Raw genomic sequence first — 23,380 nt, 5'->3', positions numbered from 1 at the left:
GCCTCTGCCACCTCTCCCACTCCGGACTGCCCGATGACTCTGCCCGACACCGCCACGAACCCGGCCGGCGCTGACCACACCTTCCAGGTGGATCTGCGCGGCCTCGTCGATCTCCTCTCCCACCACCTCTACTCCAGCCCGCGGGTCTATCTCCGCGAACTCCTGCAGAACGCGGTCGACGCACTGACCGCTCGGCACGGCATCGAACCCGACGCACCCGCGGACGCATTTGGCATCCGCATGTACGCCGACGGATCGGTGGTCCGTGTCGAGGACGACGGCGTCGGCCTCACCGAGGCCGAAGTGCACACCTTCCTCGCCACGATCGGCCGCAGCAGCAAGCGCGCCGAGCGGATCGCGGAGCAACGCGGAGACTTCATCGGTCAGTTCGGAATCGGCCTGCTCTCCTGCTTCCTGGTCGCGGACGAGATCCATGTCGTGAGCCGCTCCGCGCGCACCCCTGACGCACCCGCTGTGGAATGGCGGGGGCGCGGCGACGGCAGTTACACCATCCGCACCCTGCCCGCGTCCGCCCGTCCCCGGCCCGGCACCACGGTCACACTGACACCGCGTGCTGACGCGGGCGAGTGGACCCGGCCGGTGAAGGTGCACGCACTGGCACGGCACTTCGGCGCCCTGCTGCGCCACCCGGTGACCTTCGACGACGGCACGGGCGGCCCGGGCGCATCCGTCAACCCCGAGCCCGCACCCTGGGCGCGTACGTACCCGACGCCCGGGGCACGTTCGCGGGCACTCGCCGCGTACGGGGAGGAGGTCTTCGGCTTCACGCCGCTGGACACCATCGATCTGGACCTGCCGGCCGTGGGCCTGAAGGGCATCGCGTGCGTGCTGCCCGAGGCGGTGCCGGCCGGACGCCGACACGGCCACCGCGTACACGTCAAGGGCATGCTGCTGTCCGAACAGGCGGAGGAAATCCTGCCCGAGTGGGCCTTCTTCGTCCGGTGCGTCGTCGACGCCGAGAGTCTGCGCCCGACGGCGTCCCGCGAGTCCCTGTACGAGGACGACACGCTCGCCGCCGTACGCGACGCCCTGACCGAGCGGCTTCGCGCCTGGATCGCCCGGGCGGCCGCCAGCGATCCGGACCTGCTCAACCGTTTCCTCCAGGCGCATCACCTTGCCGTCAAGTCGCTCGCGGTGCACGACAACGAGATCATGCGGATGCTGCTGCCGTGGCTGCCGTTCGAGACCACGGACGGACACACCACCCTCGACGCGTTCGCGCGCGCCCACCGCACCGTCCTCGTGACGTCGAGCGTGGAGGAGTTCCGGCAGGTCGCGGCGATCGCTTCGGCCGCCGGGCTCGGCGTCGTCAACGGCGGCTACACCTACGACCGTGAACTGGTCCACCGGCTGCCCGAGATCAGGCCGGAGACGAGCGTCGCCGACCTCGACCCGGCGACCCTCACCGCCCACCTCGACCCGGTCGACCGGGAGACGGAACTGGCTGCCGCCGCCTACCTCGCCCTGGCCCGCGAGGCCCTCGCCGTCTTCGACTGCGACGTCGCGCTGCGTACCTTCCAGCCCGCCTCCGCCCCCGCCCTCCTCATGGACAGCCGCGAGGCACGGCACGAGCGCACCCGCTCCCAGCTCGCCCGGGAGCAGGACGGCGGCCTGTGGGGCGACATCCTCGGCGCCCTGCGCCAGGAGGCACCGAGAGCTCAGCTGATCCTCAACCAGCTGAACCCGCTGGTCCGCACCGCCGTGGCCATCGACGCGTCCGAGCTGGCCCGCACCAGTGCCGAAGCCCTCTACGGGCAGGCCGCACTGCTGTCCCGGCGCCCGCTGAGGCCCTCCGAGTCGAGCCTCATCAACCGCTCCTTCCTCGACCTTCTCGCCCACGCACTGCGCAAGGACAGCTGACGATGCCGACCGCACCCCAGACCACCGACGAGCTGTACCAGGCACTCCAGGAGAACGACCGCCTCCCCTACGGTCGCACGCGCACCGTCACTGCCGAGGAACTCGTCGACGCCGCAGAGCAGTTCGGGGACACCGTGGCGCTCGTGCACGCGCTGTTCGAACTCCAGGAGGCATACACCTACGGCTCCGAGCCCCGGAAGTCGCCCGTCGTCTTCGCCCGGCTGCTCACCCTCTTCGACGAGCAGCCCGACGTCTTCGACGAACGCCTGCGCCGCACGTTGTTCTGGCGGTTCAAGTGGGTGGCCAACGCCCTGCGTCAGCTGCCCGAGATACCGCTGGTCAGCCTGAGCCAGTGGCTCACGGAGATGCGTGAACGGTACGAGAAGGCAGGACTCGCCCTCCAGCCCTACTACGGGCAGGCCTACCAGCTCGCCGCCCACGCAGGTCAGGACACCGCCCTCGCCTACGAGCTGTGGGCGGGCCGGGCCCGTACCCCGCTCAGTGACTGCGAGGCGTGCGAGATCTGCGAGCGGGCACGTTTCCACCTGGCCGCAGGAGACGACGAACGGGCACTGCGAGCCTGGGAACCCGTCCTGGCGGGCAAGGAATCCTGTCAGGAGGAGCCCGCCCGCTCCGTCTCGTACGCGCTGTTGCCCCTGCTGCGGACGGGCCGGACCGACCGGGCTCGTGAACTCCACCTCGCCGGCTACCGCCGCTGCCGCCGCAACCCCTCCATGGCGGGCGAGGTCGGCCGTCACCTGGAGTTCTGCGCGCTGACCGGCAACGAGGCGCGCGGGCTGGAGCTGCTGGCCGAGAACCGGAGTCTCCTCGACGAGGTCGAGTCGCCGCTGGACCTGTGCGACTTCCTCACCGGCGTCGAGGTGCTCCTGCAGCGCGTCGAGCACCTCGGCCACGGTGAGCTGCCCGCGGCCGGATACGCGGGACGCACCTGGACGGTGGCCGGCCTGCGGGCCGAGGTGCGGGGACGCGCCGACGGCCTCGCCGCGCGCTTCGACGCCCGTAACGAGACCTCGGCGCACACCGACCGCCGCAAGGCCCGCCTCGACCGTGCCCCGCTCCTGGACACGCTGGAGCTGACCCTGCGCACCCGGAGCCTCGACGACGCCGTCGCCGAGGCACCTGCTGCCACGCACGCCGCCCGTACGGCTGTCGCAGTCCCTGAGACGGTGCCCGAACTCATCGCCCGGGCAAGGACGCTGGAGGAGCAGGGACACCCGGACGCACAGGCCTGCTGGGCACGGCTGCGCGCACTCGCCGCAGCCCGGGACTACACCCACCCCGACGATCCGGCCGTCGGCCCGCTCGTCCGGCTGCGCGCCGACCTGCTGGCCGACGAAGCGAACCGGGCCGGGGAGAAGGACGAGTACGCCGAATCCGCAGGCCTGTTCGACGAGGCCGCCGGGCTGTACGCGGACGCCGGGATGCCTGGTGAGGCAGCGGTCGCCCGGGCCTGCGCCCTGCTCTCCGCCGCGCAGATCCCCGTGGAGGGCACCGACGGGGCGGAGGCACAGGCCGCCGCGCTGACCGCCGCCCACGAGGCCGTCGTCGGTCTGCACCAGGAGACCACCTCGGACCTCGCCCCCCACCAGGAGGCCCGTCTGCTGCGGCTACGGGCGACCGCGCTCGGCCTGCGCCTCCAGACGTCGGGGCGCGACGGGCACGTCACGCCCGTCCTCACAGAGGTGGACCTGCTCCAGGAGTTCGCCGCCCGGCACGACAACCTCTCGCAGATCTCCGGCGCCCTGATGCTGCGGGCCAGCACCCACGCCATCTCGGGTGATCTCCCCGCCGCGGTCACCGAGATCGACGCTCTGCTCCACCGACTGAAGGAACACGGCCCCGCCTGGCACCTGCCCCGTACGCTCGGACTGCGCGGTCGTCTCCAGCTCGGGCTCCGTGACGCGCAAGCGGCGCACGCGAACCTGTCCGAGGGGCTGCGACTGGCAGCCGACTGGCCGGCCGACGTGATCGACACCGCTCGCCTCCACGCCGACCTGGCGGAGACGTGCATGCACCTCGGCCGCCCCGAGGAGGCTCTGCGCCACCTCACACGCTCGGCGGAGGTGGAGCTGCGCCGTGGCCGCCGCACCGACGGGTACTGCGCGTACAGCAACGCGGCGCAGCTCAGTCTTGACCTCGGCCGCATCGAGGAGTGCATCGCCCTGCTCGATTCCCTCCTGGCCGAACCGGACGCCGCCGCCGGCGAGCTGGACGACCGGCTCCTCGCTCAGCTGCGTCTGACCCGCGCTCGCGCCCTGCACTCGGGTGGCGACCTCAAGGCGGCCGTCGTGGAGTTCGTAGCCCTGGCAGCCGAGTCGGCCGGCTGGGACGACGACCCGGGGAGCCACGCCATGATCGCCGTGGAGACAGCCGTGCTCCTCGGCGAGTCCGGTGAGTTCGACCGGGCCGGCGACGCCGCGGCGCAGGCAGTCGCCGCCCACGCCCGGGCACCGCGCTACGAACACCTCAGCAACGGCCTGCGCGAACTCGCACGGCTCCAGGCCGAGCAGCAGGGCGCCGATGGCCTGGCCGGGGCACTCGGACGTCTCGCGGACGCCGGCAGGATCGCCGACGAGGCCCGTGCCGCCGAGTACGAGGCACACGGCCGCTCCCTGGACACCGCCCTGGCCTACGAACACGGGCGGGTCTACGCCTACGCCGGTGAGTACGAGAACGCCCTGGCCGCGCTGGAGAAGGCTCTCGCCCTGGTCGGCGAGCCCGCGGACGAGGACCGCGCGGGCGAGTGGGCCGAGTGCGTCCGGCTCGCGGGCGCCGTGGAGGGCATCTACCTGGAACGCCCCGCCCCCGCGCTCACCCGCCTCGATGAGGCCGTCTCACGCCTGACCACCCTCGGCCACGCCGACGAGGCTGAGCCCCTGACAGCCTTGGCGGCCAGGCTGCGCGACGAGAAGTGACATGGCGCGCGGTGCAGGACGGGGCGAGGGCCCGTCCTGCACCGCGCGGCGCTCCGCCGCGTCAGGCCCGACGGCCTGGGAGACCGTCACCGTCGGCCGGTCAGGACGGGAACGTGGCCTGTGCCTTCAGGATCCACGTCGCCACGGCACACCTTCGCTGAAGAGCCGCGCCGGGACCGGCTCCCGCGGGTTCGTGGCGGCGTGGCAGTCCTCGCCGGGCCCCGGGACCGGGGCTCTGCCCCGTCTCCCGCCGTCCCTGGCCCGGCGAGGACCGCCTCGCCGCCACACTCGTCAACCGCGGTCGCACTCCAGGGCCTTCAGGTCCACCGAGTCGGCGATCGCCTGCATTCCCTTGTCGTTCGGGTGCAGGTGGTCGCCGCCGTCGAACGTCGGCAGGATCCGCTGCGCGTCGTACGGGCTGCGCAGCACCTTGTCGTAGTCCGCGACGGCGTCGACCTCCCCGCTCGTGCGGATCCACTCGTTCACCTCGGCGCGTACGGCCTCCGCCTCGGGGTCCCACTCGGACCATCCCTTGAACGGCAGGACGGTGGCGCCCACGACGCAGAGGCCCGCCGCGTGCGACCGGTCGATGATCTCCTGGTATCCCGCCGTCACCGCGGCGGCCGTCACACCGGCGTGCGACTTGATGTCGTTCACGCCTTCGAACAGCACGACGGTCCGCACACCCGGCAGCGACAGCACGTCACGGTCGAGACGCTTGAGCGCGCTCTGCGCGGCGCCGTCGGCCAGGACCTTGTTGCCCGAGATCCCCGCGTTCGCCACGCCCTTCACCGTGCCTGCCGTGGAGGCGTGCAGCCGTCGCGCCAGATAGTCGGGCCAGCGCAGGTTCTTGTCGGTGCTCGACTGCCAGCCGTCCGTGATGGAGTCCCCGAGCGTCACCACGCCACCGGCGCCCCGGTCCGCGTCCACGGTGACCGCGTCGAGGTAGAACCACGACCCCAGCCGCTCCGCGTACGCTGCGCCGCTCTCGTCCGCAGCATGCTCGCCGCTCGTGGCGTACGACGTCTGCATGGCCATCCCGTGCCCGCTCGCCGGGCCGCCCGCGTCACGTACGTACAAGCTCACGGCCAGATCGCTCATCGCAGCGACCTTGCCGGGCAACGGATCGCTGTAGCGGATTTCGCCGGGCGCCAGGGTCACCGAATCCTCTCCGCCGAACGCGAGCTTCTTGTTACTGCCGCGGCGCAGCAGGGCGCCGCTGTCGCGCAGCCCCGCGTACGCGCTGCCGATGACGAGGGGACGGTCGCCGAAGGCGTTGGAGACCCGGACCCGCAGCCCCTTGCCGCCCACGCTGGTCCGCAGGACGAGCCGGTAGCTCCGGTCGCCGGCCGCGTCCCCCAGCCGGTCGGCGCTCGCCGCCCAGGTGACGACCGCCTTCGCGGGCGGAGGAGGCGGGACGGAAGTCCCGGACGCGCCGGCCGAGGGGACGTGGACCGGCCCCAGAAGCGTCGCCCCGAGCGCGAGGGCGCCGATCAGACCGAGGCGCGCGATGCGGCGTGCTGCCCCGTTCATGCGAAGTCCCGAAGGGTGACGGCCGTCCCGGGCCGGATGTCCACGTCGCGCGAGTGGCCGCCGGCAGTGACCTTCGTGCCGCGCCCGCCGACACTGCGGATCCTCGCCTCACGGACCTTTCCGTCGCGCCAGCTCAGATCAACGACGAACCCGCCGCGCGCGCCGATACCGGTGACCGAGCCGGACCGTGCCCACGCGTCCGGCAGCGCCGGAAGGAGCTCGATGTGCCCGGGCCGCGAACACAGCAGCATCTCGATCATCGCGGCGGGGGTGCCGAAGTTGGACTCGATCTGGAAGATCCCGCGGCCCTTCTCGACCTCGTAGATGTCGAAGAGGTTCATCGAGCTGCCGTTGCTGCCGTCGACGGAAGGCCGCAGGTTGTTCACGACCAGTGCGTACGCGTTGTCCGCGTGCTTCAGCCGCGCCCAGCACAGGGCGCGCCAGGCATTCGCCCAGCCGAAGCTCTCCATGCCACGGGCGGTGAGGAGTTCGGTGGCGCCCTTGACCAGAGCGGCGGGCGAGGCGTCGGGACGGATGCGGTCGCCGGGGAACAGTCCCACCAGCGGCGAAAGGTGGCGGTGCGTGGTCTCACCGAGGTTGTCCGGGGACATCCACTCCTGGAGCCAGCCGGTCTTCGGGCTGACCTCCGGCATGTACAGCCGGTCCTGAAGCCCCGCCACCGTCCTGGCGAACTGTGCGTCCTTGCCGAGCAGCCGGCAGGCCTCCCGGTAGTTGCTGAACAGCTGGTGGACCACTTCCTGCGCGTACGTGATGCCCTTCGCGTCCTGGGGGCCGTGCTCCGGCGACCAGTCGTTGTCGGCGACGAGGACCTCGCGCTTCTCACCGGTCCCCGCGTCAGTGACCGTCATGGCCACCAACCGGGTCTGCCAGAACTCGCAGGCACCCTTGAGCATGGGGTAGATCTTCTTCACATGCTCGAGATCCCGCGTGTACTCGTAGTGCTCCCACAGTGAGTTGCAGAGCCAGGCGTTGCCCGGCGGGTGCCACCACCAGCCGAGCCCGCCGTGGATGTTCGTGGAGTACGCCACGGTCCAGCCGGCCACCTTGCCCGACGAGTTGCGGAACCGGTTGCGCGGATCGTTGAACCGGGTCCGGGTGAGTTCGGACCAGACCGGAAGCTGTGCGAGGCAGTACTCGGTGAAGGCGTCGAAGTTGCGCGAGAGTGCCGTCCGGTCGGCCATCCAGTAGTTCATCTGGATGTTGATGTCGGTGTGGTAATCGCCCATCCAGTCGGGGTCGTTGCCGTCCAGCCACGGACCCTGGAGGGCGACAGGCAGGCCGTCCCGTGAACTGCTGACCATCAGGTAGCGTCCGAACTGAAGGTACAGCGCTTCGAGTTCGGGATCGGGAACGTCCTGCTGAGTCCGGAACTTGAGCCGCTCCCAGGTGTCGAGAGCCCGCTGCTCCGCCGTCGAGGTACCCAGCGAGATGCTCATGCCCCCGAACTGGTCACGGTGATCCGCGACATGGGTGTGCAGGAGTGAGGTGGAGGAGTTGCCCGCAGCGGTCAGCACCTTGGTCCTGGCGAGCGCGGCCGGATCGAGGTGCGGGTCGCGGAAGCCGGCGGAGGAGTCGGCGGCGTAGTTCGATCCACCGCTGATGACGACGGTCAGATCCGCGCACCGGGTGAAGTCGATGCGGGAACCGCTCGTCGAGACCGAACCGCTGCTGCTCCGCGCGGTGACAGCTGCGCCGTAACGCAGTCCGTTGGCGAACTTGGCCCCGAAGAAGAGGGTGTTCTTCCTGGCGTCCGCCGACGTCTGCTCCTCGTGTGTGCCGTCGAGCGAGATCGTGCCGGTGTAATGGCCGCCGCCGCGCTGCGAGAAGTGGACGACGATCACATCGTCGGGGTGGCTGGCGAAGACCCGGCGCTCGTAGGTGACGCCCGACCGGGTGTATCCGGAGAGGACCAGACCCTGCTCGACGTCCAGCTCACGGCGGAAGCTGTTGACCGATCCGAGATCGTGGTCCGGGATCTCGATCGTCACATGGGCCAGCTGCGTGAGACTGCCGAAATCCGCCCGCCCGTAAGGGAACTGGCCGTCGGCCTCCAGCTCGTCGTTGATCCCGCCGGTCCACATCGTGGCGTCGGAGACGAAGAGGAGTTCGTGGCCCGGGTCGTTGCCGACGAGCGCGCCGAGACGGCCGTTGCCGACGGGCAGGGCCCGTTCGAGCATCGTCGTCGCGCCCGCGGGGGCCCGGTACCACATCCGGGTCGTGGAGCCTTCGTCATGGGCGAGCATGGGGGAGGCCGCGGGTCGATCCGGCGGAGCGGTGGCCGCGAACGCGGGCAGGCCACCGAGGGTGGTGAGCGCACCGACGCCGGCGGCGAGCGAGAGAACGCGACGGCGGGTGGGATCCGGGCTCTCGCTCGGGCCGGCCTGCGAGGGTCTGTTCGGCTGCTGGTCGTACACGGAAGAACTCCATTCCTGCGAACGATGGGGTACGCGGACGGGAGGTGCGGGGACGGGAGGTGCGGTGGCGAGAAGAGGGGGCACGGACTGCGTGCCGCAGGGGTCAGGGCATGGGCCGGGGGCGCGCCGCAGACGACGCGCCCCCGGATCGTTCCTGCTCGTACGCTGCGGGGTCAGACGCGCGGCACGTCGATCCTGTCGATGTCCGGCGAGTACCCGTCACCGCTGTCGAAGGTGAGGGTGTTGCTGCCCGCCTTCAGCGTGACCGGCACGCTGATCGAGTCGACCGCCGACCAGCCGCCCGTCGCGGGGAACGCGGTGGCGACGGGAGCCTTGCCGTTGGCGGAGATGCCGACCGACCGCGGATCGCCCGAGGTGTAGGCGACCTTGACCATGTAGCGGCCCGCCTTGCCGACGACGACATCGGTGAACTGGACCTTGCCGCCGACGTAGAGGTTGCCGACCTTCTTGCCGCCCGAGCACTCGTCGCAGCCGGCGACCGACGCGGAGCCGGACAGGACGTTGGCCGGGGCCTCCGCCTCGTACGCCGTGGTCCGCAGCTCCGGTCCCTGCGGGGTCACGGTGAACAGCCGCGAGCCGTGGGCCGGTACGGCCTGTGTGATGCCGTCCTTGAACCGGCCGAGACTCTCACGGTTCCACACGTCACGTACGGAGGCCTTACCCGTGAAGCCGAGTGCCTGCCAGTCCGCGGTCACGGGTGAGGGCGAGTCGCCCTGGTTGAACAGGGCGACGGTGTAGGTGCCGTCGGGGTTCCGGGACGCCCAGACCTGCTCGTCGCCGACGGAGGTCACCGGCTTGGCGGGACGGCCCGGCTGCTGGTTGATCTGCAGAACGTCGCGGTTGGTCATCAGCGACAGGCCGTAGTCGTCCAGCTTGGTCAGGTCATCACCGCTGTACAAGGGGGACTTGGCGATTGCCCAGAGCGTCATGTAGCTCTGCCGCTCGGCCTTGGTCAGACCGCTCATCGCCGCGTTGCCGACGTTGATGGAGTCCAGGTCGTTCCAGCCACCGGGACCGGCGTACCGGGTCCACCCGGGCGTGTCACGCCAGCGGTCCTCGACCGAGTTCTCCCACGACACCAGCGTGTTGCAGTAGCACTCGACGTCCGTGTCGACGCGCCACCCGTTGGACGTGGCCTGCCAGTCCTTGGCGTGGCCGATGTCGAGCGACCACGAGATCTCGAGGTGGATGGACCGCCCGGTGCTCTTGATCGCCTTCTGCCAGGCGGCGACGTCGGCACGGTTGTCGTAGTTGTCACCGCTCTTGAACGAGCCGGGGCCCACGCCGTCGAGCTTGAGGAAGTCGTATCCCCAGTCCGCGATGAGCTGGGCCTGCGAGTCGACGTACTTCTGCGCGCACGGCTTCGAGAAGTCGATCTTGTACGAGCTGTCCCAGCCGTTGGTCGTCCGCAGGTCGCTGTAGACGATGTCCCCGGTGGTGCAGTCGTCGGTGTTCCAGATCCGCAGCTTGCCCTCGCCGTAGCCCTCCTTCTCGAGGCCGACGGGGAGGTAGATGCCCGCCTTGAGGCCCTTGCCGTGAATACGGTCGGCGACAGCCTTCATCCCGCTCGGGAAGCGCTCCGTGTCCGCTTTCTGGCGGCCGTACTCGTCGAACTCCGGAGCCCAGTCCCAGCCGCGCCACCAGCCGGCGTCGATGTTGACGTACTCGTAGCCGAACTTCTTCAGCTTGGACGCGAGGGCGTCCGTCTGCTTGTTCACATTGTCTTCGGTGAGGTAGCTGTAGCTGCCCTTGGTGTTGACACCTGGGTACTTGGTGGTCTGGAGACTCCAGCTGCTCCAGCCCATGTACGGCTTCTCGGCGACGGCCGTGCCGGTGCCGGCGTCCTTGACCGCGGACACCTGGTCCTCGGCCTGGCCTCGGCCCTGGGCCGTCGCCGGCACGGCGACCGCGAGGCCTGCTGTGACGGCGAGAACGAGCGCGGCGCGCAGGGTTCTCGTTGCGGTGCGGGTGGATGGGCGCATGGGGAAATGGCCTCCTGCTGTCCGGTGAAGAGGGGAGGTGCGGTGGGGAACGCGGCTACTTGCCCGCGCCGATCGTCAGGCCGCTGATGAACTGGCGCTGGAGCGCGAAGTACACGATCAGTGTGGGAATCGCGGTCATCAGCGCGCCGGCCGCGATGAGGTTGGGATTGGTGAAGTACTCACCCTGCAGGCTCGCGAGCGCCGAGGTGACGGGACGCTTGTCACCGGTCTCGATCAGTACGAGCGGCCAGAAGAAGTCGTTGTAGATCCAGATGGACTCCAGCGTCGCCAGAGCGGCGAACGCCGGGCGGCACAGGGGCAGCACGATCTGGAAGAACTGGCGCCAGACAGGGGCGCCGTCCACCAGAGCGGCCTCGGTGATCTCCTTGGGGATCGTCTTCATGTAATTGCTCAGCACGAAGGTGCAGAAGCCGCACTGATAGGCGATGTGGATGGCGATGATGCCCCAGTAGGAGTTGTAGAGCAGGTACGAGTCGCTCAGGAAGCCCGGCAGGTTCCACTGGAGGTACAGCCGGTACAGCGGGGTGATGAGCACCTGGGCGGGGAGTAGATTGCCCGCGGTGAACAGCATCAGCAGCGCGATGTTCCAGCGGAAGTCGAAGCGTGAGACGTAGAAGGCGACCGCGGCGGAGAAGAACAGCGTGCCGAGTACGGCGGGCACGGTGACCAGCACCGAGTTCCAGAAGAAGTGCACGAGGCCCGACTGCGCCCAGGCGTCGGTGAAGTTCTGCAGGCTGAGACTGCTGGGCCAGGAGAGGTAACCGTTCGCGGCGGTGTCCTCGTACGGCCTGAGCGAGGTGTACATCGCCCACAGCAGCGGCACCAGCCAGAGCAGGGAGATGCCGGCGAGGAAGAGATGCCGGCCGGTCTGACGGCGGGGGCGTGACCGCTTCGCGTCGGGTGTGCCGTGCGGTGCCCGTGGCGGGGCGGCCGGAGGTGTGGCGGTCGCGGTCACTCCTCCTCCTTGTCCTTGCGGAAGTTCTGTACGAGGAAGGTGCAGATGGCGGTCAGCGAGACCAGCAGCATGATCACCGCGATTGCCGAGCCGTAGCCGATGTGGCTGGTCTCGCCGACGATGTTGTCGGTGATCAGCAGGGAGAGGAGCTCCATACCTGGCTTGCTGCCGATCCCGCCGCCCAGGACGTACACGATGTCGAAGGCGCGCAGCGACTCCATGGCCGTGACGACGAGGATGACGATGTTGACCGGCTTCAGCGCGGGGAAGACCACGCGCAGGAACGTCTGGCGGCCATTGGCGCCGTCGAGCGCCGCGGCCTCCTTGAGCGCGGGGTCGAAACCCTTCAGCCCGGCCAGGTAGAGGATCATGATGTAGCCGGTGTGACGCCACGCGGACGCGACGAGCACCGCCCACAGGTTGAGGTCGGGGTCGGACAGCCAGTCGATGTGGGTGCCGGGAGAGACCGCACCGATGATGCCGTTCAGCAGCCCGTTGTCCGGGTTGTAGATGATCTCCCAGATGAGACCGACCACCGCGAGGGACAGCACCATGGGCAGGAAGATCGCGGTCTGGTAGATCCGGGTGAAGCGGATCTTCCGGTCGAGCTGGTACGCGAGGAATATGCCGAACGGTGTGGGCAGCAGCGCGGTGAACAGCAGCCAGATGACGTTGTGCTGGACGGCCGGCCAGAACGGCGGGTAGTTGGTGAAGATCTCGCGGTAGTTCTCCCAGCCGATCCAGTCGACGTCGGACAGCGAGATGCCGTCCCAACTGGTGAAGGAGAGCGCGAAGGAGGCGAGCGCGGGCAGCCAGACGAAAACCAGCAGGGCCAGCAGCGGCACACCGACGATGACGCCGAGGAACAGCCTGTCGCGCAGGCTCAGCCTGCGCGGCCTGCCCGGTCGGGCCGGCACCTGGTGAGCGGCCGGCGTGGCCGGCTCCTTCGGTGCTTCGAGTGTGGAAGACATAGGGGTGGGCGTCCCTCGGGCGGGGGTCGACGGGGTGGCGACTCGGGAATCGGGAGCGGATCAGGCGGAGAAGAAGCGAGCGCGCTGGGACTCGATCTTCTTCAGAGTCGCCGCCCCGTCGTCGGGGTGGCTGAGCCACTGCGTCAGGCCGGGAAGCACGACGGTGGAGATGAACCCGGGGTCGCTGTCCCGGTCGCTGAACTGCGTGATGTGCTTGGCCGCGCCGATCAGTTCGGCCGACTTCTTCTGCAGCGCGTTGTACTTGCTGGTGTCGGCCTTGCTGTGCACAGCGACGTTGCTCGGGTCGACGCTCATGTAGATGTTCTCCGCCTCGGGGCTGCCGAGGAATTCGAGGAACTTCCGTGCGCCTTCGGCGTTCTTCGGCTTGCGGCTGAGCATGAAACCGTCGGTGGGAGCCTCGACGCTGTCCATCCCGTGCGCCGGGTCGATCTCGGGGAACGGGAAGAAGTCGATGTCGTCGCGCAGCGCCGGATCGGTGACCTGCTGGCCCAGGAAGAGACCGATGACGGCCATGCCGGACTTCTTCTCGAGGAGCGACTGCGCCGCGTCCTGCCACGAGCGCCCGCCGGCACCCGACTGGTAGTACGGAGCGATCTCACGCCACAGGTCCAGCACCCTGCTCATGCGCTTGTCGCTCCACGCGACGCCGCCGTGCATCAGGTCCATGTGGAAGTCGTAGCCGTTGGCACGCAGGTTCAGGTAGTCGAAGGCGCCGAGGATGGACCAGCTGTCGCCGCCGCCGTAGCCCGACGCGATGGGCGAGAGCCCGTCCTTCTTCATCTTCTTGGCCAGCGCGACGAACTGCGACCAGGTGGCCGGCGCCGTGTAGCCGCGCTCCTTGAAGACGCTCTTGCGGTAGAAGACGGCCCACGGGTAGTTGTACAGCGGAACGAAGTAGTACTTGCCGTCGGTGCCCTTGGAGAGCTGCTTGGCCGCCTCGCTGTATCCGGAGCCGATGGTCTCCCACACGTCGTCGACCGGGGCGGCGAGCTTCTTCTCCGCGAAGTACTGCATGCGGTAGCCGGCGAACCAGGTGAAGGTGTCGTCCGGAGTGCCCTGCAGGTAGCTGGAGATGCTCTTCTGGAAGGTGTCATGGTCGACCGTGTTGGTCTTGACCCTCAGGTCCGTCTGACCGGTGAAGGCCTTGGTGACGGCTGCGTATGCCTTCTTCGGGGTGGCGTCGGCGCCGTTGGACCCGAAGGACACGGTCTTCGGGTCGCCTGCGGGAGGACCGCCGCAGGCCGCCAGGGCGGGCCCCGCGAGTGCGGTGGCTCCCACTCCCATCAGCCCGTTGACGACACTGCGTCGTCTCGGACCACCGGCGGCGGGTATGCGGCTCTGCTGCGTCATCGCTTCTCCTGGATGGTGTCTGACCCTGTGAAGGTCTGGATCGCGGTGGCCGCGGCCCCGCGCGCCCACTCCTCGAACGGCAGCGGACGTGTGACCACGTCGCACTGATCTGCGGTACTGAAAGCGGTCGCGGAGAACGCTTCCTTGATGTGGGCGGCGAACAGGTCGTACGCCGCGAGTCCTTCGCCCGAGATGATCACTCGCTCGGGGCCGAGCAGGTTGACCACCGTGCCGATCGCCCGGCCGATCGCCGCGCCGGCGGCCGCGTACGCCTCGCAGGCCTCCGGATCCCCGCTGTGCGCGAGTTCGAGTGCCTGCGCGGGGCCTGCCAGCGGCCGGCCCGTGTCTCGCCGTATGCGGCGCACGATGGCCGAATCCGAGGCGATCGCCTCTACGCAGCCGCGATTGCCGCAGTGGCAGAGCGGGCCGCGCGGGTCGATGGGCAGGTGCCCGATCTCCCCGGCGATGCCGTGTGCCCCGGCGACCACCCGCCCGTTGACCACCAGACCGCAGCCGATGCCGGCGCCGACGGTGACCAGGGCGAAGTCGGACAGTCCCACTCCGGCGCCGAACCACTGCTCGGCGACCGTCAGTGCCCGTACGTCGTTGTCGACGGTGGTGGGCAGTCCGGTGGCCGCCGCCGTGAGATCGGCGAGGGCGATGTCACGCCAGTCGAGGAACGGCGAGTAGCGGACGACTCCGGCTGCCCGGTCCACGTCCCCTGACACGGCGACCGCGAGCCCCTGGACCGACACGCCGAACCCCTCGGCCTCCACCCTCAGCTCCGCCGTCAGTTCTGTGATCACGGCGATGACCGACTCCGGCTCACGACCGGTGAGCGGCACATGGCGCGCCAGCCGTATACGGCAGCACAGGTCCGCCAGGACCGCGATCACCTCGTCCGCCGTCACTTTCACACCGATGAAGAGTGCTCTGCCGCCGTCCACGCGTACCGGGTTGGCCGGCCGGCCGACGGCGGGCGGGGTGCTGTCGTCGACGGCCTCGACGAAGTAGCCGGCAGCCATGAGCGGCCGTACGGCCTTGGTGACCGCGGCCGACGAGAGGCCGGTCCGCCGGGCGAGCTCCACACGGGAGAGCGGACCCTGCGAGAGCACGGTGGTGAAGATCAGGGCTGCGGCGGGAGTGGCCGCCGGAAACGCCTCCACCTGGTCGGTCGTTGACATGGCCGGAAACGTAGGTGACTTAATTTCCTCTGTCAATAAAAAAAGCAGGAGTCCTGCGAAACAGGAGTTGATCACCCCTGTGTCGAGCGAAAGTCCCCTGTGAGCAGGCACTTGACAACGGATCGAAGGGCGGATTGGCTACCTGCCGTCACAGTGCTACCCCCGAACGTGAGGACGTCCATGCCCCAGATCTCCTACGCCCCGGACGTCCGCCTGTGGTTGCTCGACACCCCGAACACCTCGTACGCGGTGCGGATCGACAGCACCGGAGCACCCTGCCACGTGGCCTGGGGCGGCAGGCTGACGCTGGACGAGGCGCGGGAGATCGCGGCCCGGCCGCAGGCGCTCGACCACGAGGCCAGCAGTTTCGAGGGCCGCCCGCCGGTCGGCGAGGAGCTGCCCGTCGCCGGCGGTGCCCGCTACGGGGTGCCCTCGCTCCAGGTGCGGTTCGCCGACGGCACGCGCGCTGTCGAGTGGATGCCCGTCCGCCATGACATCCGTGAAACACCCAGTGGCTCAGTGGAGTTGGACCTCGTCTTCCGTGACCGCCACTACCGGCTCGGCATCGTGCTGCACTACCGCGTGCATCAGGACAGCGATGTGATCGAACGCTGGACGTCCCTGCTCAACACCGGCACCGACGACATCGTCCTGCTGCGGGCAGACTCGGCAGCCTGGACCCTGCCGCCGCGCACCGACCACCGGCTCAGCCACGTCACAGGTCAGTGGGCCGCTGAAACCCAACTCCGGCGTGAGAAGCTGCCGTTCGGGGAGACCGTGCTGACGAGCAGGCGCGGGATCTCCAGTCACCACGCGAACCCGTGGGTCATGCTGGACGACGGCGACGCGAGCGAGGAGTACGGCCAGGTGTGGAGCGCCGCCCTCGCATGGAGCGGCAGCTGGCGCATCACCGCCCAGCGCACCTCCGACGGCCGGGCAGGCTTCACCGGCGGTGCTGGGCACGACTCGACGGCCCTGCGCCTTGAGCCCGGCGAGACACACACCACGCCGCGCTTCGCCGGGCTCCGCACCGAAGGCGGCTTCGGTGCCGCGAGCCGTGCCTGGCACGCCTACACCCGTGCACACGTCCTGCCGCACCCGGACGAGACACGTCCCGTCCTCTACAACTCCTGGGAAGCCACTGGCTTCGACATCGACGAGAAGCGTCAAATGGCCCTGGCGGCGCGAGCGGCCGAGCTGGGGGCCGAGCTGTATGTCATGGACGACGGCTGGTTCGGCGCCCGGCGCAGCGACCGGGCCGGCCTCGGCGACTGGACCCCGTCGCCCGACCGGTTTCCTCAGGGCCTCGGTCCTCTGGTCGACGAGGTGCACCGCCTCGGCATGCTCTTCGGCCTCTGGGTCGAACCCGAGATGGTCAATGCCGACAGCGACCTCTACCGCGCCCACCCGGACTGGGTCCTGCACTTCCCGCACCGCACGCGCACCGAGCTGCGCAACCAGCTCGTGCTCAACTTCGCCCGGGACGACGTCGCCGACTGGGCGTACACGTGGCTCACGGCGCTGGTCGCCGACAACGGCATCGACTTCCTCAAGTGGGACATGAACCGGCCGTTCAGCGAGGCGGGCCCGTCCGGTCCCGACGGTGACGACCGCCTGTGGGGCGCGTACGTCCACAACCTGTACGGCGTCATCGACCGGTTGCGCGCCGACCATCCCCGGCTTCGCATCGAGGCGTGCAGCGGCGGCGGCGGCCGAGTGGACCTGGGGATCCTCTCCCGCACCGACCAGGTGTGGCCCTCGGACAACACCGACGCGGCCGACCGCATCGCGATCCAGCACGGCTACAGCCAGCTCTACCCCGCTTCGACGATGGCCGCGTGGGTCACCGACGTACCCAACGAACTCACCGCGCGCACGGTGCCGTTGGCGTTCCGCTTCCATGTTGCGACGGCCGGGCTCCTGGCCGTCGGCGGGGACCTCACCCGATGGTCGGACGAGGAGATCGCCGAAGGAGCCGGATTCGTCGCGGCGTACAAGCAGGTCCGTCATCTGGTGCAGCACGGCGTCCAGCACAGGCTGCGGGCTCCCGTGGACGACGGGCCCGCGGTCGTGCAGTACACCTCCTCCGACCGGGCGGAGGCCCTGGTGCTCGCATGGCAGAGGGCGCCGCGCCGGGGGCGGCCAGAGTTCCCCGTCCATCTCGCCGGTCTCGACGCGTCGGCGGTCTACCGGGACATGGCGACCGGTGTGTCGCACCACGCGACCGTCCTGATGGAGCACGGGCTGCCGCTGGAGCTGCCGGCGGGGGACTGGGCGAGCACAGCGATCCACCTGCTGCGCGTGTCCCCCTGACGCCCGTCGGCCCAGCGGCGCTCTTCCGCCTCGGGAGCGACACCGACACCGCACGCCGCGGCGTCGTCGGTGTCGCTCGTGCCGTGCCGCGGTCGCGGTCACCCCGGGGTCAGCCGCACTGCAGCATGCCGACCTTCTGCTTCGAGGCGAGAATCCGGTGGACGCTCTTGTCCACCTTGGCGCGGAAGGTCGCGTCGGCGGCCATCCGGGTCTGCACGGCCTTGGCCATGGCCGGGACCAGGTTGGGCTCCACGGTAAGGACCTGGTCGCCGCCGGCGGACAGGAACTTCACGGCGCGGTCAGCCGGCGGTACGGACTTGACCGCCACCGCGTTGCCGAGGTCGTCCGAGATCACGACTCCCGTGAAGCCGAGCGACTTGCGCAGCATCTCCTGAATCACCGTGGGGGAGAACACCGCCCTGTGCTTCGGGTCGATCTTGCTGTAGGTGGCCAGCGAGACCATGACGAACGGCGCGTGCGCCTTGATCCCTGTACGGAACGGCGTGATGCTCGCGCTGCTCCTGGTGGTCACCGAGTCCACCACGTTCGCCGTGGTGTCGGTGTTGCCGCGGACGTACCCCAGTCCCGGAAAGTGCTTGAGCGTGGCCAGCACATCGGCCTGGGCGAAGCCCTCGGCGAAGGCGGTGCTGTGGGGCGCGACGGTCGCGGCGGTATGACCGTACTCGCGGTCGTACCGGCCGATCGGAGCGTTGTTCCTGCCCAGGCTGGACGGCACCACATCGGCGACGGGCGCGAGGTTCAGGTTCACGCCGGCGGCCTTGAGCTGCTTCGCCCACGCGGCTGCCGAACTACGGAGTTTCGATGTGGACCAGGTTCCCTGCGTGAGTCCGCTCGGTATGGTCGAGAACCCGGGGCCGGACAGCACCTGGACCTGACCGCCCTCCTGGTCGGTGGAGACCAGCAGGCCCACCCGATGCCCGCCCACGGTGTCAGCCTTCGCCTGGAGACTGTCGGCCAAAGACTTGGTCGCCTTCGTGCCGGACTTGCTCCGTCCGGCCAGGAACACCGACCCCACGTGGTACTTGCGCAGCACCTCGATCCGCTTCTGGTCCGGCTTCGAGGCATTGACGCCCCCCATGAAGAGCTGGCCGACGCGTTGCGGGCCGGTCATTCCGGCGAAGACCGTGTCGACGCAGGACGCGGCCTGAGTCGTCCTGCGCGCCGACACGGGATCCGTCGACACGGCTTGCGAGGTTTGAGAGACGCCGAGGCCCGCTGCCACCAGCGAGAACGTCAGCAGCGGGACAGGCCACACGGCCTGCCGCACCTTCGAGCCACGAGACAGCGTCGGACGCAAAGTCATACGGAACCCCTTCCGGTACCGACCCCGGGCCGGGCACTCCTTGCTCGGCCGTCGATGGCGGTCACCTGACCATTTAACCCGCATCGATCAGGTGCCGCTCGCCCCGCACAGGCGCGGGAGGCACGTATGCCATCCGTCCCCGCACGCAGTGCGGCCGACGGCAGTGCAGGCGCCAGGAGGTCCCGACGGCGAAGATATCCGGCCGACCTTGTCCGGAATCTTCCGCATGGTGGAATCAGCAGACCGCGGACCCCGTCGGGTCGACGGCTTCTGTGTCCGACGGCGCGCCTCGCAGGCCTCACGTAGGCCTCCCGGACGTGCGATCCCCAGTACTCCTGGCGGCGGGGTCCTGGTGGTGGTGTCGGGTGGGGTCCTGGTTCAACCGTCTGCACGGCCCGGCCGCCTGGTGAAGCGCCGCAGTCCTCTTCGTGTGGGCTTGAGCGGCTTGTCCTCAGGGGCAAGTACGCCCTGAGGTGTGGCCAGGGCCGGCGTGGAAGCGGGAGCCGGTGCTTCCACATGCCGGCCGGCCTGTTCGATCCGGCTCCGCACAGCCTCGGCCATGGCGTGGTGCGACGGCTCTCGCAGCAGGCCTTCTGCGGACAACCGCTCCCACATGTGGAGCAGTTCCTTGCCCCGGGTTGCTATCTGGCCCTCGTCCCCCAGGCATTGCCACGCCGCGGTGGCGCGGGCTACCTCGGGCACGGCCCTGTTCAGATCGGTGGTGCAGCGGATGCGCGCGACCGTCAGCGCGAGAACGGTGGAGATCAAGTAGTCGCCCCGGAGATAGGCGAGGTACGCCTCGATCGCCCTGGCCTCCAGCGACAATTCGTCTTCCGCACCCCGGCGGAGCGTCAGGTGCTCCCGCAGTGCGCCGGCGAGGACGAACGCGGCGTGCAGCTCCTCGCGCTGCGCGTGCTGGATGATCCTCTCGACGCGGGCGAGCGGAGGAAACGTCTCCTCCTCCGCGACGGTTCGCTCACGCCCGGGTGGCAGGTCCTCATCCTCGGCGATGGTTCGGCTCGAGCCGTCGGGGTACACCCGGATTCGCGCGATCTGCCGCACACTGCGGTCGATGACGGTCGCCGCCACCGGAGCTCCCAGGGTGCGGGCGAACATGGCGACGGCATCAAGGATCGCCTCGTTGGGCGGGCGCATGCCGCCCATCTTCAGCAGATGGCCATTGACCACGGTCGACCCGTCCTCGGCGACGTACGCGTCGAGACGGATCAGCGGGGGCGCGCCGAGTACGGGCAAGTTCCCCTTGTCATGGGGTGTCAGCGAGTGAGACATCCGCTCAGACTCCGGGTCGGGCTACGCCGGGGATGGACATGGAAGTAGCTGGCGCGTCGGGTGCATGTGCCGGCCGTGGAACGCGTGAGGCGATCTCTACGCCTCCGTTGGACATGCATAACTTTGTCGCGTCAGTCTAATCGATGATCAGGTCTCCGACGGCGCGTGCGACGAGATGAGCCGGGCCGACCCCTGGCGCTGCTGCTGCGAGCAGGTGCGGGCAACCGAGACTGCGTGGTGAACGATGCCCGCGAGCCTTGTGGCGTACTCGGTGAGGTCAGCCCCGATGCCGTCCCGACACTGACGACATGCCAGGTAAGTGCGCAGGTCACGCCGGTGTGATTCAGGAGAGTCGTCGGTGTTGGTGAGCGATGTGAGACATGCGTTCCCCCGTCGGTGGGTGGCGACGGGGGAACTGTGTGCTGCGGCGGTCTTCGTGACCGTATCGACCAAGGGGCCGGCTTGGCTCTATGCACCGAACTGGCTGTGGGCCCAGGTCAGTAGCTCGGGGTCGGCGAGGCTCGCGACCCAGAGGTCGGCCTTCTCCGCGTCCGGCCCCGGCGGGCGCTGCCCGATGCCGATGACCCGCAGGCCGGCCCGGCGGGCCGACTCCATCCCGGTCAGCGAGTCTTCCACGGCCAGGGCCTCCTCGGGTGGTACGCCGCAGAGGCCGGCGGCCACTTCGTAGACGTCCGGTTCCGGCTTGGGCCGTACCTGTTCGCCTGCGACTACGACGTGGTCGAAGCAGTTGAGGAGCCCGGCCCGGCGCAGGCACGTTTCCACCATTGTCCGGGGGCAGTTACTCGCTACGGCGAGAGGGCGGTGAGCGGCAGCCAGCCGGACCAGTGCGGCGGCGCCCGGCATGGTGACGGGATCCTGGTCCACCAGCCTGGTGAAGGTGCCGAGAAGGGTGTCGGCCATGTCCTCCCCAAGATCTGGTTTTCCGGTCTCCTGGGCCATGAGCGCACCGCATTCGGTGTAGTGCACGCCCTTGGCCCGGTCGGCGAACCCTGCGGGTGGCTTGAGGCCGAAGATCCGAAACGTGATGTTCCGGGCCTCCTGCCAGTGTCGTTCCGTGTCCATCAGGGTCCCGTCGCAGTCGAAGACGACGGCGGAGGGGGACCAGGAGAGGATCCGATGAGCTGTCACGTAGTTGCCGTTCTCAGAGGTTGCGCCGACCGGTTCGGTGACGGGCCCGCGCACACGGGGGCTGGGATAGCCGATGCATAGGCGGAATAGGCGGAAACGCCGGCGTCGACGCAGGCCGGCACGTCGGCCCATCCAAAACATCGTGACCGTTACGTTAATTTGGCACTTCATTTTCCGCAATCACCAATTCGAGTGCATGGGGAATCTCTGAGCGCCGCCCGATGTCTTCCCGGGCGTGCACTCGGAGGAGCGGATCTGAGGGGCGCAGTGCGCTCAAAGTGCCTGGTGAGGTGGGGTTTTCTTCGCTTCGGATCGGAGCTGGGTCCGGCCCCGTCTCCTCCGAAACGATTCTTCAAAGGGGTGCGGAGATGCTCACACGCGCACGCGAAAGATGAATAATAGGATCTTCGCGCGATGCGACTGCACCCTTTGGGGCGTGGCCTTTCCTGTCGCATCATTGGCACATCTGATCGAAAGGGGAACAAGTGCAGGACAGGGCGCGTGCGACCCGCAGGGCTTTGCTGGAATCCGCGGCACACCTATTTGTCGAACGGGGATACGTGGGAACGAGCATCAATGACATAAGTGACCACTCGGGAAAGACCAGTGGAGCGATCTACTTCCACTACTCCAGTAAAGAGAAGCTCGCCCTGGCCGTGATCCGCGAACAGTTCGCCACCTGGCCGCAGCTCGTCGCCGCCTATACCGCGCCTGGTGTTCCGCCCCTGGAAAAACTGATTGCCCTCAGCTTCGGTGTGGGGCGGTCCCTCAGCGAAGATGTCGTTGCGAGGGCCGGTGCACGGCTGTGGGCGGAACGCCATGGCATTGAGGCCCCTGTGCCCACACCGTTCGGCGCCTGGGTGCTGGCGGCCACCCGGCTCCTGGCTCAGGCCCGCGCGAGAGGCGAACTCGCGGCAGACGTCGAGCCGTCCGCTGCGGCCGTGACGCTCGTTTGCGCGTTCTACGGACACTGCGCCCTGGCCGACGAGGTGCCAGGCAGGTGGGGGGAGCGGCTGGACCGGTGGTGGCAGCTGGTACTCAGATCCCTTCAACCGGACCCCGACCCAGGTCCACTCATCGACCGGGCGAAGACACGGATTCCCAAGCAACCGGTAGGCCCGTCGAAGCGGTATCCGGGATAGGCCCCCGAGTTCCGATCGCTGAGACTGCTAAGGGCTGACCCCTCTCCCTGGCGGATCGGTGTGCGACGTCAGATACGGTGCATCGCACGGCTCAGGGCGCTTGCATACTGGATGTATCCGGGTGTTCCGGCAACGCGGCGAGGTGCCGTTGCTTTCCTAGCGCGCCCGCCAGGGATTGCGGGCCAGCCTTTGGACGAGCGAGGCCAGGCGCGGTCCGGACTGGCAGCGGACGGCGAGCCTGTTGCAGAGGTTCGCGATCGCGCGGAACTGCTTGTGGTGTTGAAGCGTCGCACGAACACGTTGCGGGCCTTGTGGTGGCGTCGCGAACTTGAACACGTTGCAGCAACTGGGCCCACGTGTTGTCGGTTTCCCACCGGGCGAAGCGCTCGTAAGATCAACGACGGGACTCGGCAGCAAGGGCGCGGTCCATGACTTCAGGGGAGGTAGGGCCAGCCGTCCACTTCCAGGTTCTGCACCGCCGGCCAGGTGGTCAGAGCAGGTGCCGCGGCGCCGAGCAGGCGTCTGACTGTCTCCGGCTCGTAGAGGTTGAACCAGGTGCGGTCCGGGAGGCGTACGACCGTGCCCGCCTCGAAGTGCGAGTTCGAAACGATTCTGTCCGGGCCCGGGGCAAAGGCCAAGGCCAAACGGCGTCGGACGCCGTTCGCTGACACCTCCGGGAAGAGAGAAAGCGTCAGCAGGCAGCCGGCGTAGTCCGGCCTCATCCGCTGCCGTACAGTCCAACACCAGACACCGTCATAGACCACGAGGCGGCGGACACGGAAGATTTCAAGTCCAGTGAGACGGTCGTGATGCTATGAGGTTTGTGGTGCGGGTTCGCGGCGCTTGGCCGGGTCGTTGATCCACGCCTGCTG

The 23,380-nt window shown here is 69.0% G+C and carries 15 protein-coding genes; 4 read left to right on the top strand and 11 right to left on the bottom strand.

All coding sequences use genetic code 11. The annotated features are described in order from the left end of the window. The first annotated feature begins 33 nt into the window (after positions 1 to 33). Together ACFU5K_RS24455 and ACFU5K_RS24450 are read left to right on the top strand one after the other, a co-directional pair. A complete protein-coding gene (locus tag ACFU5K_RS24455; protein ID WP_384065277.1) occupies positions 34 to 1,881 on the top strand; it encodes an HSP90 family protein in 1,848 nt (615 codons plus the stop codon). Between the two features lie 2 nt (positions 1,882 to 1,883). Next, entirely contained in the window at positions 1,884 to 4,817 is a 2,934-nt protein-coding gene (locus ACFU5K_RS24450) for a hypothetical protein (RefSeq protein WP_384065275.1), read from the top strand. 291 nt (positions 4,818 to 5,108) lie between these two features. Here the strand turns inward: ACFU5K_RS24450 and ACFU5K_RS24445 are convergent, their stop codons facing one another. The 7 genes from ACFU5K_RS24445 to ACFU5K_RS24415 all read right to left on the bottom strand — a co-directional run bounded on the left by ACFU5K_RS24445 (position 5,109) and on the right by ACFU5K_RS24415 (position 15,290). Further along, complete coding sequence (locus tag ACFU5K_RS24445) at positions 5,109 to 6,350, bottom strand: SGNH/GDSL hydrolase family protein (RefSeq protein ID WP_384065273.1); 1,242 nt, start codon at positions 6,348 to 6,350, stop codon at positions 5,109 to 5,111. Next, complete coding sequence (locus ACFU5K_RS24440; RefSeq protein ID WP_384065271.1) at positions 6,347 to 8,785, bottom strand: glycoside hydrolase N-terminal domain-containing protein; 2,439 nt, start codon at positions 8,783 to 8,785, stop codon at positions 6,347 to 6,349. The genes ACFU5K_RS24445 and ACFU5K_RS24440 overlap by 4 nt, the downstream gene beginning before the upstream one ends. Before the next feature lie 173 nt (positions 8,786 to 8,958). Next, a complete protein-coding gene (locus ACFU5K_RS24435; protein WP_384065269.1) occupies positions 8,959 to 10,788 on the bottom strand; it encodes an alpha-galactosidase D in 1,830 nt (609 codons plus the stop codon). Positions 10,789 to 10,843: 55 nt separating this feature from the next. Next, complete coding sequence (locus ACFU5K_RS24430) at positions 10,844 to 11,764, bottom strand: carbohydrate ABC transporter permease (protein WP_384065267.1); 921 nt, start codon at positions 11,762 to 11,764, stop codon at positions 10,844 to 10,846. Then, positions 11,761 to 12,735 (bottom strand): carbohydrate ABC transporter permease, encoded by a 975-nt coding sequence (locus ACFU5K_RS24425; protein ID WP_384065265.1) that lies wholly within the window; start codon positions 12,733 to 12,735, stop codon positions 11,761 to 11,763. Before ACFU5K_RS24425 ends, ACFU5K_RS24430 begins: the two co-directional genes overlap by 4 nt. A 60-nt stretch (positions 12,736 to 12,795) precedes the next feature. Continuing rightward, positions 12,796 to 14,106 (bottom strand): ABC transporter substrate-binding protein, encoded by a 1,311-nt coding sequence (locus tag ACFU5K_RS24420; RefSeq protein ID WP_384065263.1) that lies wholly within the window; start codon positions 14,104 to 14,106, stop codon positions 12,796 to 12,798. Further along, positions 14,103 to 15,290: an ROK family protein gene (locus ACFU5K_RS24415; protein ID WP_384065261.1), complete on the bottom strand. Its 1,188-nt coding sequence runs from the start codon at positions 15,288 to 15,290 to the stop codon at positions 14,103 to 14,105. The genes ACFU5K_RS24420 and ACFU5K_RS24415 overlap by 4 nt, the downstream gene beginning before the upstream one ends. A 180-nt stretch (positions 15,291 to 15,470) precedes the next feature. On the opposite strand from ACFU5K_RS24415, the gene ACFU5K_RS24410 reads away from it, so the two are divergent. Further along, positions 15,471 to 17,603: an alpha-galactosidase gene (locus ACFU5K_RS24410; protein ID WP_384065258.1), complete on the top strand. Its 2,133-nt coding sequence runs from the start codon at positions 15,471 to 15,473 to the stop codon at positions 17,601 to 17,603. Positions 17,604 to 17,712: 109 nt separating this feature from the next. On the opposite strand, the gene ACFU5K_RS24405 is transcribed toward ACFU5K_RS24410, so the two are convergent. The 3 genes from ACFU5K_RS24405 to ACFU5K_RS24395 form a co-directional block, all read right to left on the bottom strand. Next, the gene (locus tag ACFU5K_RS24405; RefSeq protein ID WP_384065256.1) at positions 17,713 to 18,927 is read right to left on the bottom strand and encodes a glycoside hydrolase family 3 N-terminal domain-containing protein; all 1,215 of its coding nucleotides are present in this window, start codon (positions 18,925 to 18,927) and stop codon (positions 17,713 to 17,715) included. Positions 18,928 to 19,305: 378 nt separating this feature from the next. After that, the gene (locus ACFU5K_RS24400; RefSeq protein WP_384065254.1) at positions 19,306 to 20,217 is read right to left on the bottom strand and encodes a hypothetical protein; all 912 of its coding nucleotides are present in this window, start codon (positions 20,215 to 20,217) and stop codon (positions 19,306 to 19,308) included. Between the two features lie 468 nt (positions 20,218 to 20,685). Next, positions 20,686 to 21,366, bottom strand: a complete 681-nt coding sequence (locus ACFU5K_RS24395; RefSeq protein ID WP_384065252.1) for an HAD family hydrolase — start codon at positions 21,364 to 21,366, stop codon at positions 20,686 to 20,688. Positions 21,367 to 21,851: 485 nt separating this feature from the next. On the opposite strand from ACFU5K_RS24395, the gene ACFU5K_RS24390 reads away from it, so the two are divergent. Then, positions 21,852 to 22,508 (top strand): ScbR family autoregulator-binding transcription factor, encoded by a 657-nt coding sequence (locus ACFU5K_RS24390; protein ID WP_384065250.1) that lies wholly within the window; start codon positions 21,852 to 21,854, stop codon positions 22,506 to 22,508. 434 nt (positions 22,509 to 22,942) lie between these two features. On the opposite strand, the gene ACFU5K_RS24385 is transcribed toward ACFU5K_RS24390, so the two are convergent. Beyond that, positions 22,943 to 23,146 (bottom strand): hypothetical protein, encoded by a 204-nt coding sequence (locus ACFU5K_RS24385; RefSeq protein ID WP_384065248.1) that lies wholly within the window; start codon positions 23,144 to 23,146, stop codon positions 22,943 to 22,945. Positions 23,147 to 23,380: the final 234 nt, after the last annotated feature.

The sequence above is a fragment of the Streptomyces sp. NPDC057428 genome (assembly GCF_042803195.1).
Classification (GTDB): Bacteria; Actinomycetota; Actinomycetes; order Streptomycetales; family Streptomycetaceae; genus Streptomyces.
This window is presented reverse-complemented; position numbering and strand designations above follow the sequence as displayed.

Coding starts and splice junctions, on each gene's coding strand:
- ACFU5K_RS24400 (WP_384065254.1), bottom strand. CDS start 20,217: ATGTCTCACTCGCTGACACCCCATGACAAGGGGAACTTGCCCGTACTC.
- ACFU5K_RS24445 (WP_384065273.1), bottom strand. CDS start 6,350: ATGAACGGGGCAGCACGCCGCATCGCGCGCCTCGGTCTGATCGGCGCC.
- ACFU5K_RS24425 (WP_384065265.1), bottom strand. CDS start 12,735: ATGTCTTCCACACTCGAAGCACCGAAGGAGCCGGCCACGCCGGCCGCT.
- ACFU5K_RS24420 (WP_384065263.1), bottom strand. CDS start 14,106: ATGACGCAGCAGAGCCGCATACCCGCCGCCGGTGGTCCGAGACGACGC.
- ACFU5K_RS24450 (WP_384065275.1), top strand. CDS start 1,884: ATGCCGACCGCACCCCAGACCACCGACGAGCTGTACCAGGCACTCCAG.
- ACFU5K_RS24415 (WP_384065261.1), bottom strand. CDS start 15,290: ATGTCAACGACCGACCAGGTGGAGGCGTTTCCGGCGGCCACTCCCGCC.
- ACFU5K_RS24405 (WP_384065256.1), bottom strand. CDS start 18,927: ATGACTTTGCGTCCGACGCTGTCTCGTGGCTCGAAGGTGCGGCAGGCC.
- ACFU5K_RS24455 (WP_384065277.1), top strand. CDS start 34: ATGACTCTGCCCGACACCGCCACGAACCCGGCCGGCGCTGACCACACC.
- ACFU5K_RS24410 (WP_384065258.1), top strand. CDS start 15,471: ATGCCCCAGATCTCCTACGCCCCGGACGTCCGCCTGTGGTTGCTCGAC.
- ACFU5K_RS24435 (WP_384065269.1), bottom strand. CDS start 10,788: ATGCGCCCATCCACCCGCACCGCAACGAGAACCCTGCGCGCCGCGCTC.